Origin of the sequence: Nostoc sp., assembly GCF_036918245.1 — a bacterium.
In the GTDB taxonomy this organism is placed as follows: domain Bacteria; phylum Cyanobacteriota; class Cyanobacteriia; order Cyanobacteriales; family Nostocaceae; genus Nostoc.
The window spans coordinates 39731-52546 of the sequence record NZ_JBALEF010000062.1; the positions used below are offsets into that span (position 1 = coordinate 39731).

Here is a 12816-nt window from a genome sequence, read left to right on the forward strand (position 1 = left end):
AGAAATCTAGAACATAATAGGAACCATAAGCATGAAGCCTTTAAATTTATCTAAAGCTGTTTTAGCTACTGTCTTTGCCATCAGTTTCGCTTCTGTATCCTTACCTCCTTCAGTTTTTGCCCAAAGTGGAGGTTCCGGCGGTGGAGGCTCCGGCAGTGGAAGCTCCGGCAGTGGAAGCTCTGGCAGTGGAAGCTCTAGTGGTAGCACTGGCTCAGGAACTGGAAGCACAGGAACTGGAAGCACAGGCACTGGAAGCACAGGCACTGGAAGCACAGGCACTGGAAGCACAGGCACTGGAAGCACAGGCACTGGAAGCACAGGAACTGGAAGCACAGGAACTGGAAGCACAGGCACTGGTGGTACAACAGGAACTGGAAGCACAGGCACTGGTGGTACAACAGGCACTGGAAGCACAGGCACTGGTGGTACAACAGGCACTGATTCCACAGGAACTGGAACTACAGGCACTGGAACTACAGGCACTGATTCCACAGGTACTGGAATCACAGGCGGTGGTGGTACAACAGGCACTGATTCCACAGGTACTGGAACTACAGGTACTGGCACAACGGGTACTGGAACTACAGGTACTGGAACTACAGGTACTGGAACTACAGGTACTGGAACTACAGGTACTGATTCCACAGGCACTGGCACAACAGGCACTGATTCCACAGGCACGGGCACTGATGCCACAGGTACTAACAGGAATACAGGGGTCACAACTTCCGAAAGAACTAGCGATCGCGGTTTCGATTGGGGTTGGCTAGGTTTGCTTGGTCTAGCCGGTTTAGCAGGACTACGTAATCGCGAAAAAGTCCGGGCTTATCGCGATCCTGATGAAGTCACAGGTTCTCGCCCCATAAAATAGTATTCACAACACTCTAGGAGGGTACAGCCGTAGTTAATGCCCTCTGTATCTTTTACAAATCTGATGCGATCGCAGCCGTATCTGTAAGTTGTACAAAATTTTGTCTTGCTCAGACCTAATAGCGTTTCTTAATAAGAGTTAGGTTAAACTGTACCTCACCCCCAAGCCCTTTTTAAACTCACAAAGAGGGCTTGGGGGTGAAGGTTTTGATATGATTACTTCATGCACTTGGAAACTACTATATAAGTAGGTCGGCAGAATAAAACCAAACTATGTTAGCAAAAATGAACGAGGCTAAAACCCTCTTCGCTCCTGCCTCCTGCATTTTCCCAACGACAAATATTTACGCCTACCTACTTAATCTGTCGCATAATATGATCAAGCTAACTACTCATTAGTTGGCTACGGCTAAACTATCAGCTTCTGTAATCACAGGAGAGCGTCTCAGAGCGATACCGTTAAAAATATTATCTAAAAATTTATATATTTCAGCAAAAAATAGTCAATTCTTTTTTGGCGAAATTTACCGAAAAAATCGGTGCAAAGCGGATAATTTACGACAAACGAGGTAAAACTTGATTTACTTAAATGTAAATCAGAGAAAAAGACCTGTAACAAAGTCTACTAAATTGTGGAAAAAAATCCGTTAACTTAATGAAACCGATAAATGTAATTCAGGCTACATAAAAATGCGCCTAGAGCAGTTGCAAGCCTTTCTAGCGATCGCCCAAACCGGCAGCTTTCAACAAGCAGCGCGAACATCTGGTGTTACCCAATCGACGATTAGTCGCCAAATCCAAGCATTAGAAGCAGATTTGGGGATAGAACTGTTTCACAGAAGCACTCATGCCAAACTGACGCTAGGAGGTGAACGTTTGTTACCCCGCGTCCGCAAAATTTGCCAAGAGTGGCAGACTGCTACAGAAGAATTAGCCGATTTAATCGCCGGAAAGCAACCAGAACTTTGCATTGCCGTGATTCACTCCCTATGTGGATCTTACTTACCACCTGTGTTGCAAAAATTTTGTCATGATTATCCAAATGTGCAATTGCGGGTGACTTCATTGGGAAGCGATCGCGCCTTGAAAGTCCTCAAAGATGGATTGGTGGATTTAGCAATTGTGATGAATAATCGCTTTTTAACCACCAGTAGAGAAATGGTGGTAGAAGTACTTTATGATGAACCTATAGAAGTTTTAACCGCAGCCAATCATCCCCTAACCCAATATGAATTTGTCCCTTGGTCGGAGCTAATTCGTTATCCCCAAGTGGTTTTTAAAGATGGCTATGGGATGCAGCGCTTAATCCAAGATAGATTTGAGCGAATGGAGGCTACACTCCAGTCGGTTTTAGAGGTAAATACCCTAGATGCCTTCCGAGGAGTGGTGCGCCAGGGAGAACTGATAGCTTTACTACCTCAATCAGCATTACTGGAAGCTCGTCTTGACCCTACCCTGGCGATTCGTTCCTTAGCCAGCAATAATACTAGTGGTTTAGCAGATGGTTCCAGTTTAACTCGGCGGGTAGTTATGGTAACAACTCAAGACCGTCTACAAATTCCCCCCATCAAACACTTTTGGCAACTCGTGCAGGAAAATATCCCACTGCAAATTGACCAGCAGCGATCGGCTTCTTAAGCGTTATTAGTCATTATTCAAGAGTCTTTAATTTCTGATGGGATTTTTGCAAGATAATTAATAGTTTATAAAAACTAACTGTGCTGTGGTTCTTAGCCAGCCCTGAGTATTGTTGGGATAAACTCATGCTCTATTATCTTGTTATTCTCGCACGTTAGTCGCTGCACACCAGTTAGCCACTGTTGCGACCCCTGTAACCCGATTTTGAACTTAACAGTGCGGGATTTATACTCTTGTGTGATTGTGATCTGCGGCGGATCAAGAAATCTTGCCGTGAGCGACTTACCTGGATCTATAATCATGCCCTGAGTTCCGAGTGCGTAGCTACGGAAAGTATTAGAATTTGGTCTGTTTGCGTACTGATCCAGCGATTCTGTTTCCGTAGTTCTATTGCCGCCGTTGTCTGTCGTAATCTTTGTTATTTCCTCAAAATATTCCAGTGGTGGCGGTGTCAAAAGGCGCAATCTTTTCTGCGATTTGTTGTACCATCTGATATTTATATATAAATTATGCCCAAATTGCCTGTCCGTTATGATATCGCTAGGCTGCATCGTCAAGATATCTAACTCCATATATTTTTTCCAGTCCTCCCCGTTCACCTGTATTTCTTCTATTTCATCGCCACCGTTATCTTTATCGCCACTGTCTTTGGAAAAGAATTTTTTAACCTTATCAAGAGGGTTACGTTGGATTACTGGTTGATACCCAGAAGAGGAGTTAAGAAGGGGTTTGGCTTGGATGTTGTTTTTTTTAATCTCCTGTTCAGGAAGCAATTTACGCCCAAGCGCACTACCATTTTGTTGGACAACGTGAGTTAACTCATGGGCAAGTAATTCCTTTCCTCCATGACTCTCAGGAGCATATTCTCCTTGACGGAAGAATATATCCTGTCCTGTAGTGAAGGCACGAGCTTGGATAGATTGGTTGAGTTGGTCAGAGCGGCTATCTGTGTGGATTTTGACACTGCTAAAGTCAGTCCCAAAGGCTTGCTCCATTGGTTGGCGGATATCGTCTGAGAGTGGCTGTCCACTTCCCCGTTCTTGTTGGATTGAAGTTTCCAAGTCAGATGTGGCTGCAACCCCACCACCCTGACGTTGTAGTGAAATATTGGTATCTGCCAGGGATTTCATTTGTAATTCTTCTTCTTCCTCTGGTGATGCTTCCCGTTGCAGCAAAATATTGGCATCTGCCAGAGATTTCATTTGTAATTCTTCTTCTTCCTCTGGTAATGCTTCCCGTTGCAGCGAAGTATTGGCATCAGCCAGGGATTTCATTTGTAATTCTTCTTCTTCCTCTTCTGGTAATGCTTCCCGTTGCACAGACTGTTTACTTACAGGCTCGCTCATAGTCTGCATCACTTGTTGTGCTACTTTATCAGCTTCCTGCTCGTAAATATCTCCTGGCTGGTTAACCGTGAGTTTTGTTTGTGAGCGCAGTGATATTCGACTGATGTCGTGCATTAAAGGTAAATTTTGCGATCGCACCTCATTTGCTGCTTGGGATGAAGCACCAGAGGACTCTGAAAACCAAAACCACGTGTTGGTTGTTTGAGTGCAGGTATTGAGAAGGAAGCAGTGGTAGCTTTTTTGAGCTGACCTATGCGTTCTCTGATTTTTTCTCCTGATGCTTAAGCAGTAGGTGGATGAATATTTTGCTATTACTAACATCTAGAGTACAGCGATCGCACTTGTAACACAATTAACCCAAAGTCTAAATTTTTGGGAACCCTATTCTATAGTGTCGGGCGATCGCACTAACGCACCCTACAAGATCAAGCGATCGCACTCGACACTGGGTTATTTCATTTCTTCTTACCTTTGTTACCTTTCTTGTTAGCTCCTGGATCTTTGTATTCTTGGTTCAAGCTCACGGTAATCTGATTCAACAACGGCTCATATACATTCTTGCCTAGCCCGTAGGCTCCCCTTTCGTTTTCTTTTACTATAATTTTGTTACTATGCTTGGCTTCCCCTTTAAACTCACCCGCTTCAAAGTTCATAAAAATTTCTCCTGGCGGCATCGGACTCACTGTCCATCCCCCAGGCAAGGTCGCTACGTATTTCCTTGACGACTTCATAGAAGGGTCGTAATTACCCGAAGCCGCTACGAACCATGCTGCATTATTATCTTGCCGCCCTTTATAAGTAAACTTATTCCCAGATTCTGTTACCTCGTAACCCTCACAATAACGCACCATTTTCTCCCCGACCACAGGTTGCCATGATAACTCTGCCCCTCCGATCTCTTTCGGCATCCTTTGCACCAGTCCAAGTGTCCCCTCTTTGACTCCAAGCTTGATCTCTCTTTGCACCGCCCCCCCATTCTGTTGCACTACATGAGTCAACTCATGTGCTAACAACTCCTGTCCACCCCGACTCCCTGGATTATATTCCCCCTGCCCAAAGAACACATCCTGTCCCGTTGTAAAAGCCCGCGCCTGAATTGACCGATTCAACTGGTCAGATTGACCATCCGTGTGAACCTTCACCCCACTGAAATCTGCGCCAAATGCCTGTTCCATCGGTTGGCGGATATTGTTCGCCATCGCCACTCCTCCACCCCTTGCTTGGTTAATCGATGTTTCCAGGTCTGGTGTAGCAGGCATAGAAGCCTGACGCTGCACCATCGGCATCATTTGCAATTCTTCTTCATCCTCTGGCAATGCTTCTCGTTGCAGTGTGCTATTATCCAGAGATTTCATTTGCAATTCTTCCTCATCCTCTGGCAATGCTTCTCGTTGCACCAAAGGCGTGATGGAATTTGCCAGAGGTTTCATTTGCAATTCTTTTGACTCTGGCAATGCTTCTCTTTGGAGAGACTGGGGATTTGCAGGCTGCGCCATTCTTTGCATTACCTGCTGTGCTACGCCATCAGCTTCCTGCTCATACTTATCCCCAGGCTGGCTAATTGAGAGTTTTGCTTGGGGATTACGCAGGGGTACGCGACTTATATCGTGAGTAAGTGATTTATGGAGTGGTTGTATTTCAGGAGGCGCTTGGCGTGAAATTGCCGACGACTCCAAACCAAAGCCGCGTATCGGGTGTTTCAGAGATGGAATTGAGAAGCCTGTAGTAGTTTTTTTCTGGCTGACGTGTTCTCTCATTTTCTTCTCCTGTTGCCCAAGCAGTAGCTAGGTGAATATTTTGCTGTCACTAACATCTAAAGTACTGCGATCGCATTCATCAAGCAATTCATCGAAAGTCTAAATTTTCAGGAAACTCACTTCTAGTATCGGGTGATCGCACTCAACCCAACTGATAAGATTAGCGATCGCCAGCAACTTATTAATAAACTTTGGGTTTTTGTTGAGAGACTCTGCCTACCCTGAATTAACTTCCGCTTTCACATTTGGGTGTTTCGCGCAGTCTGTAGCAACTTCCGCCTACCCTGAATTAACTTCCGCCTTCACATTTGGGTGTTTCGCGCAGTCTGTAGCAACTTCCGCTTTCTGGGAAGTAACTTCCGCTTTCACGTTTGGGTGTTTCGCGCAGTCTGTAGCAACTTCCGCTTTCCCGGAAATAACTTCCGCTTTCACGTTTGGGTGTTTCGCGCAGTCTGTAGCAACTTCTGCTTTCACGTTTGGGTGTTTCGCGCAGTCTGTAGCAACTTCCGCCTTCCCGGAAGTAACTTCTGTCTTCAAGTAAGGGAACTCCAAAAAATAAATCATCCAATTTCACGCCGATTAAAAGGACACTTCGGCTCCTTTGATCTGCTTCGGCTACGCTCAGGGCATTGCAGCACAAGTTCGCTCAAGGCAAGACGCTCAGTGATCACTTTCTCTTCCCCTGCGAAGAGATCCCGTTCGGCTACGCTCACGGCAAGCCTGCTCCTCTACGATAAAAACGATGGGATATTTTTTTAATTGGAAGTCTTTAAGGGGAAACTCTACAGCAAATGACGATCGCTTAACTTTCAAGACAGTCTCTACAAGGTCAGCGATCGCACGCACGTTTTCGCACTCTACAATAGTGGCGATCGCTAACGCATTCTACAAGATCAGCGATCGCACGCACGTTAACTCACTCTACAAGAGCAGCGATCGCACCTTGCGGATATCTTAGAGATCGCACTACGCATTCTAAATTATTAACAAAGTTGCCAGTTCTGGATATTGACGGAAAAACCCATCAATGCTAGTTAATCGCGCTTGATATTCAATGGCTGTGGCGATAATAATTCTGTCAAAAGGATCTCGATGAATGGGTGATAAATTACAGCTATTTTCAGGTAAATAGACCACGCGGTAGGGGCGCAAGGCCTTGCGCCCCTACCACCGCCGCGTGGTCATTGATCCCAACGCCATGATTGTTCGCCCCAAGGTATGCGACAGGTTCAATAAAAACAATCCCATGAAAATGGTTGGGCATGACAATCCAGGCATCCAATTTAATCTCTTGACGGAGATTAGGCGATCGCTCCCATTCTTCTGCGACAATTTGCCCGAAATCATTTAATTGCATTGTCCCATCAACTACCTCACCAAACAAACATTCTCGTTGGTGGCTGCAAATGGTGATAAAATAGCCACCAGCAGACGCATAATCGTATCCTTTAAGACGGATCGATTGACGATGATGTTTATTGCGATCGCGTATTTCACGGGTTATAAAAATCAATATCGATATTTTTGTATTGTTCCCCGATAACCCCAATTAATTTCTACCACCTTTAATCTCGTAGGGTGCGTTTGGCTTTCGTGTTTGGATATTTTGACAGGCGATTTGGTTGTTTACGCCGTAACGCACCAAATCCTTATGTATCTATATCTATTCCAAATATCCAAATCCACGGTTGAGAAAGTTGGAGGCTTCGGTACGGTTGCAGTTCTTACTATGGTCGAAAAGCTTCCCGATTAATTGTTCTACGCTGTAGGTTTTTGCTTTATCGGCACCAACGCCCTGATACTCTACAGCCAGTTCTTCGCTGGTGAAGTTCTTTAGCTTATCGATTTTTTCAGTTTCATAAGCTACCTTCAGTTCTTCGTTGCTGCAGTTGTTTAGCTTGTTGATTTTTGCAGGTTCAGTAAATATAATTGTACCTGCATTCCAGTTATACTGGCCAAACAGGATATCGGTGAGTTTGCTTTTCACTCCATCCGGTATATCTTTGATGGACACACCCTCCTTATTAACCTGAGTGACCTTTTCAATCACTTCTCGAATTTCACCGATCATAGCTTCCTCATTATAGTCTTTTATATCAAAAACTTTCAGATTGGAATCTTGCCTATCCCTGCTGCTGCTGCTGAGAATAGGCTCTGCTTTGGGCACAGAGTTCTTTATTAGGCCGACCATAGCCTGGAGATCCAATTGGGTGGGATCTTCGCCAATTTTAAGAAGTGATTTTAAGGCTCCAACCACGTTATATACAAACACGGGTTTTGCGGCTTCGTTTAGATTAGTAATGAGGGTTTTATGGTCTCCTATGAAAAGTTCGATGGCATTTACCTCAAAGCTGTCCTTGCTATCAAACTGCTCTTTCATCGCTCCCTTGACATCGCCCGCCCCGACAGCCCTTGCCACACCATCCGCTTTGAGTTTGGTCAAAATGGGGTTGTAGGCAGCAACTTGGTTCTGATCTGTGACCTTGTGAATCAAAACGTGGTCGAGGTAACCTCCAAACATGTTGGCGACTTTTTTAATGTGATTTTCCAAATCCTCTGCTTTTGTCTCGTCTACTTTGTAAATCACCTCGAAATCCTTACGGGATTTTCCTTTTTCCATCTCCTCTTTGATGGCGTTTGCAAGACTCTCAATGGTGTTCCCATAGGAGTCAGCCCCGTCAAATGTAGTGTATCCTGCCTGGACGGCATCTTTGATGGCTTTATCATTCTTCCCGTCTAAACCAAAAATTACATTGTCTGGATTACCAATCTTGCGCTGGACGACATTTTGCCCGTTTGCCTCGAATGTGACTTGGCTATTGCCTGGTAATTTACCTTTCGGTTGGGTCGAGCCTTTGCCCACTGATCCTGATAAAGGGTATTGCGGTAACGGCTGCGGTGGTAATGGCGATCGCATCACCGCCCCCCCATTCTGCTGCACCACATGGGTCAACTCATGCGCCAACAACTCCTGTCCACCCCGACTCCCAGGATTATATTCCCCCTGCCGAAAGAACACATCCTGTCCCGTTGTGAAAGCACGCGCCTGAATTGACCGATTCAACTGGTCAGATTGACCATCCGTGTGAACCTTTACCCCACTAAAATCAGCGCCAAACGCCTGTTCTATCGGTTCGCGGATGTTGTCTGCGATCGCCACTCCTCCACCCCTTGCTTGGTTAATGGACGTTTCCAGGTCTGGCGCAGCAGCCATAGAAGCCTCACCTTGACGCTGCACCATCGACTTCATTTGTAATTCTTCCTCATCCTCTGGCAATACTTCTCGTTGCAATGTGCTAATGTCCAGAGATTTCATTTGCAATTCTTCTTCTTCCTCTGGCAATGCTTCTCGTTGGATAGACTGGCGATTTACAGGTTGCGCCATTCTTTGCATTACCTGCTGTGCAACGCTATCAGCTTCCTGTTCATACTTATCCCCAGGCTGGCTAATTGAGAGTTTTGCTTGGGGACTACGCAGGGGTATGCGACTGATATCGTGAGTAAGTGATTTATGGAGTGGTTGTATTTCAGGAACTGCTTGGCGTGAAATTGCCGACGACTCCAAACCAAAGCCGCGTATCGGGTGTTTCAGGGATGGAATTGAGAAGCCTGTAGTAGTTTTTTTCCCTTGGCTGGCGTGTTCTCTCATTTTTTTCTCCTGTTGCCCAAGCAGTAGCTAGGTGAATATTTTGCTGTTACTAACATCTAGAATACAGCGATCGCACTTGTAACACAATTCCTCTAAGGTAAGGGATTTCCAGCGAACGTAGGGGCACAAGGCCTTGCGCCCCTACTAAGTTCGACTTTTGGCTACTTTTGATTCTGATACACTACCTTTAGCCTGGATTTAGGGAGAGTTTTTTTATTTATGGACTCAAATCAGCAACAAACTTTTTTCACGTTTGATGGAGATGTTGGCGGTACTGCTGGCTACGCCGGGATTTCGGCGGCATCTGATGCTAGCAAGATGGCTAAAACAGCAAGTAAATACCTCAATGATTCACTGCTGCTGAACCAACTCACAGAGCATGTGTATAAACTCTTGCTAGAAGATATGCGATCGCAGCGCGAAAGGATAGGTAATTATACTTCTCAGAGGTGGTTGTAATGGCTCCAAAAGCTAATAATGGCAAGGTTACTCCAAGCCCTAATAATGGCAAGGTTACTCCAAGTCCTAATAATAGCAAGGTTGCTCCAAGCCTTAATAATAATGGCAAGGTTGCTCCAAGCCCTAATAATGGCAATATTACTCACGAACTAAATTATGTCACTACTAATCGTTTCTATGTAGAGATAGACAATACTATTGCTGCATCTTTTACTGAATGTTCAGGATTAAGTGTTCAAATTAAGAAAAATGTTTTTAATGAAGGTGGTGTCAACGACCAGCAAAGAATTTATTTAGGTCATACAGAATTTGCAGATATAACTCTTAAACGTGGAGTTACCGATCATCCAGGTTTTTGGAACTGGATGAGTACAGTTTTTGATGAAAAAAAGAAGACATCTCGATGGAATGTCAATATTTTGATTTTCAATCAAGCTGGTGAAACAATGATGAGTTGGACTTTGATTGGTGCTATTCCCATAGCCTGGAAAACACCTGCACTCCAAGCAGATGGAAACGCAGTTGTCATTGAAGAATTAACTTTAGCTTATGAAGGTTTACAAGTTGCAAGGGCTACAGGAGGAGGTATTTCTGTACAACGAAATCAAAAAACCGGATATTTCGTTTCTAGTTAATTGGCTATTTTAAAACTATAATTATGCAAATTAATCAATCTCCACTAGGAAATAATGTTCATCCACTTGGGGTAATATCGTCTTTATCCGATCCTCAGAGAATGTTATTGAGAAAAGAGTCTCATTCTCTGCATTCACGAAGTAATTTTATTAGTCCCATACAAACTAAACCACCATTAGTCACATCCTCTAAATTTTTCTTGTCTCGTGAACAGGAACCATCGATACAACCATTAATAGATTGGGATACTCAGGATATAAATAGTGAGTTTCCATTGCTTGAGTTTGATTCTTCTGATTCAATCACTCCACTAGAAAATAGTAATACTAATAGTAGGGAATCGGTAAAAGATAGTATTCCAGAGATAATGCCAACTCGTATTGATAAAAAGACGAGTAATAATATCTCAGAAAAACCAAAGATTCAAGGTAAAGCTAAATCAAAAAAAACAAATAAATCTCAACAGCCATCAGAAACAAAATCAAAATCTAGAACTAAAAAGCCTACTAAATCATCTGCGGCTAAAAATGTTGAGCAATCTTTTGATGAAAGCAACATTACTGTTAATCGTAAGGAAGATAGCTTATTAGCATCAGATGAGCCTCTGTCTGTTGAGGGTAATTTGGAAAACCCTATTTTACAACTGGATATTGCTTCAGGCAATACTACAAACAATAGTGATTATGTTAGTAGTACAATGCCTAGCACAACAGCATTAACTTCGCCTATTGTTGAAGAACAATCGAGTTTATTAAATAATATTGCTAACAATGATTTACAAGAAAATTCTGAGGTGACATCTAGGGTGCCTAGTGCAAATTCCTCTTTAACAGAAAGCATTTTACCTTTACAAAAAAAGATTGGATTAGAGAATAATACAAGTGAATTAGTCGAAAATTCGCCTAGAAAATTTCCTTTAGATAATAATGTGGAGGAAATATTTACCTCGGATAACAACTTGATTAATAAAGTAATCCCTGAAGCATCACAAGTAGTTAATATCTCAGATATCCCAGTCAGCCCAACACGATCAGAACAGGATATCGAAACATCTCAAACCGCTTCTATAGTTGATAATAAAAATACTGCTTCCCAAACCAATTTAATCCAAGCAAAAGAGGTGCCATCAAGTGTAACCTCTCCATTGCAGTCAGAAGAATCACCACATACAAATAGTAATTTTGAGGCAATTACAGCCATTGAACCTAACTTAATATCAGAAAGTATCGGAAATAATTTTGTTAGAGATAATGCTATTGTTGATAATTCTCTAACTTTGTCGTCAGCACTGACTTCACCTGATGTTGATGATGCACCTAGTTCATTTCCTCCTTTGGCGAATGATAAAAATACTGTAGTCGCGGATGTTGCTGTATCTAATTCTGAGTCTTCAGTTGCAAAAAGCCCTATTGCAATACAACAAGAAATTGATTCCAGTGTTCTGAGTGAGTTTCCAGCCAGTACGCCTGTTAAATTAACACCTACCTCAGCCGAGATTGAAGACACACCTAGTTTGTCCAAAAACTCTGAGAATAATGAAGAGTTAGTAACTTTAGAGTCACAATCTGCTATGGCGGTTAATGTTTCAGATGTCTCAGCAAATGTGACTTCACTGCAACGTAACAGCTATCTTGAGAGTAGTAGTAGCGAGTTTACAGAAAGTCAGCCCATCTTAGCACTACCTGAAACTGCTGAAACAGCGATCGCACCACTTCGCGCAACATTACCTGAGATTGGTGAAACACCAACAATTAGCGCTACATCACCTGAAATTGGTGAAACAGCGATCGCACCACTTCGCTCTACATTACCTGAAATTGGTGAAACACCAATAATTACTGCCACATCGCCTGAGATTGGTGAAACTGCGATCGCACCAAAAATTACGCCTATATCATCTGAGATTGGTGAAATACCATCAATTACTGCTACATCACCTGAGATTGGTGAAACAGCGATCGCACCACTTCCCACAACATCGCCTGAAATTGGTGAAACACCAACAATTAGCGCAACATCACCTGAAATTGGTGACACAGCGATCGCACCACTTCCCACAACATCGCCTGAAATTGTTGAAACACCAACAATTAGCGCAACATCACCTGAAATTGGTGAAACAGCGATCGCACCACTTCCGACAACATCGCCTGAAATTGTTGAAACACCAACAATTAGCGCAACATCACCTGAAATTGGTGAAACAGCGATCGCACCACTTCCCACAACATCGCCTGAAATTGGTGAAACACCAACAATTACCGCCACATCATCTGAGATTGGCGAAACACCAACAATTACCGCTACATCACCTGAGATTGGTGAAACTGCGATCACACCACTTCCGACAACATCGCCTGAGATTCGTGAAACAGCGATCGCACCACTTCCGACAACATCGCCTGAAATTGTTGAAACACCAACAATTAGCGCAACATCACCTGAGATTGGTGAAACAGCG

At 43.6% G+C, this 12816-nt stretch carries 12 protein-coding genes and 1 pseudogene; 7 read left to right on the top strand and 6 right to left on the bottom strand.

Annotated elements, in window-relative coordinates:
* Positions 1-140: 140 nt before the first annotated feature.
* The 3 genes from V7L12_RS17755 (at position 141) to V7L12_RS17765 (ending at position 2508) form a co-directional block, all read left to right on the top strand.
* The gene (locus tag V7L12_RS17755) at positions 141-770 is read left to right on the top strand and encodes a hypothetical protein (protein ID WP_335086128.1); all 630 of its coding nucleotides are present in this window, start codon (positions 141-143) and stop codon (positions 768-770) included.
* 2 nt (positions 771-772) lie between these two features.
* Positions 773-871 carry a hypothetical protein gene (locus V7L12_RS17760; RefSeq protein ID WP_335086129.1) on the top strand — a complete coding sequence of 33 codons (99 nt, stop codon included), beginning with the start codon at positions 773-775 and terminating at the stop codon, positions 869-871.
* 689 nt (positions 872-1560) lie between these two features.
* Complete coding sequence (locus V7L12_RS17765) at positions 1561-2508, top strand: LysR family transcriptional regulator (RefSeq protein WP_335086131.1); 948 nt, start codon at positions 1561-1563, stop codon at positions 2506-2508.
* 92 nt (positions 2509-2600) lie between these two features.
* Here V7L12_RS17765 and V7L12_RS17770 read toward each other — a convergent pair whose 3' ends face one another.
* The 3 genes from V7L12_RS17770 to V7L12_RS17780 all read right to left on the bottom strand — a co-directional run bounded on the left by V7L12_RS17770 (position 2601) and on the right by V7L12_RS17780 (position 6148).
* A complete protein-coding gene (locus tag V7L12_RS17770; RefSeq protein WP_335086133.1) occupies positions 2601-3992 on the bottom strand; it encodes an eCIS core domain-containing protein in 1392 nt (463 codons plus the stop codon).
* Between the two features lie 317 nt (positions 3993-4309).
* Entirely contained in the window at positions 4310-5611 is a 1302-nt protein-coding gene (locus V7L12_RS17775; protein ID WP_335086135.1) for an eCIS core domain-containing protein, read from the bottom strand.
* Between the two features lie 279 nt (positions 5612-5890).
* On the bottom strand, positions 5891-6148 hold the full coding sequence (locus V7L12_RS17780) for a hypothetical protein (protein WP_335086137.1): 258 nt from the start codon (positions 6146-6148) through the stop codon (positions 5891-5893).
* A gap of 205 nt (positions 6149-6353) precedes the next feature.
* On the opposite strand from V7L12_RS17780, the gene V7L12_RS17785 reads away from it, so the two are divergent.
* Positions 6354-6569, top strand: coding sequence for a hypothetical protein (locus V7L12_RS17785; RefSeq protein WP_335086139.1), 216 nt, complete (start codon positions 6354-6356; stop codon positions 6567-6569).
* A 17-nt stretch (positions 6570-6586) separates the two neighbouring features.
* On the opposite strand, the gene V7L12_RS17790 is transcribed toward V7L12_RS17785, so the two are convergent.
* The 3 genes from V7L12_RS17790 to V7L12_RS17800 all read right to left on the bottom strand — a co-directional run bounded on the left by V7L12_RS17790 (position 6587) and on the right by V7L12_RS17800 (position 9260).
* Entirely contained in the window at positions 6587-6748 is a 162-nt protein-coding gene (locus tag V7L12_RS17790) for a hypothetical protein (protein ID WP_335086141.1), read from the bottom strand.
* Positions 6732-7124, bottom strand: coding sequence for a hypothetical protein (locus tag V7L12_RS17795; RefSeq protein ID WP_335086143.1), 393 nt, complete (start codon positions 7122-7124; stop codon positions 6732-6734). Before V7L12_RS17795 ends, V7L12_RS17790 begins: the two co-directional genes overlap by 17 nt.
* A 150-nt stretch (positions 7125-7274) precedes the next feature.
* Entirely contained in the window at positions 7275-9260 is a 1986-nt protein-coding gene (locus V7L12_RS17800) for an aldo/keto reductase (RefSeq protein ID WP_335086145.1), read from the bottom strand.
* A 219-nt stretch (positions 9261-9479) separates the two neighbouring features.
* On the opposite strand from V7L12_RS17800, the gene V7L12_RS17805 reads away from it, so the two are divergent.
* The 3 genes and pseudogenes from V7L12_RS17805 to V7L12_RS17815 all read left to right on the top strand — a co-directional run.
* Positions 9480-9719 carry a hypothetical protein gene (locus V7L12_RS17805; RefSeq protein ID WP_335086147.1) on the top strand — a complete coding sequence of 80 codons (240 nt, stop codon included), beginning with the start codon at positions 9480-9482 and terminating at the stop codon, positions 9717-9719.
* On the top strand, positions 9719-10354 hold the full coding sequence (locus tag V7L12_RS17810; protein WP_335086149.1) for a phage tail protein: 636 nt from the start codon (positions 9719-9721) through the stop codon (positions 10352-10354). Before V7L12_RS17805 ends, V7L12_RS17810 begins: the two co-directional genes overlap by 1 nt.
* A 200-nt stretch (positions 10355-10554) precedes the next feature.
* Positions 10555-12816: pseudogene (locus tag V7L12_RS17815) on the top strand (hypothetical protein); the annotation flags it as partial.

What these genes read in the sequence shown, in the direction of transcription:
- V7L12_RS17765 (WP_335086131.1), top strand. Translation starts at nt 1,561, where the DNA reads ATGCGCCTAGAGCAGTTGCAAGCCTTTCTAGCGATCGCCCAAACCGGC.
- V7L12_RS17775 (WP_335086135.1), bottom strand. Translation starts at nt 5,611, where the DNA reads ATGAGAGAACACGTCAGCCAGAAAAAAACTACTACAGGCTTCTCAATT.
- V7L12_RS17785 (WP_335086139.1), top strand. Translation starts at nt 6,354, where the DNA reads ATGGGATATTTTTTTAATTGGAAGTCTTTAAGGGGAAACTCTACAGCA.
- V7L12_RS17800 (WP_335086145.1), bottom strand. Translation starts at nt 9,260, where the DNA reads ATGAGAGAACACGCCAGCCAAGGGAAAAAAACTACTACAGGCTTCTCA.
- V7L12_RS17805 (WP_335086147.1), top strand. Translation starts at nt 9,480, where the DNA reads ATGGACTCAAATCAGCAACAAACTTTTTTCACGTTTGATGGAGATGTT.
- V7L12_RS17810 (WP_335086149.1), top strand. Translation starts at nt 9,719, where the DNA reads ATGGCTCCAAAAGCTAATAATGGCAAGGTTACTCCAAGCCCTAATAAT.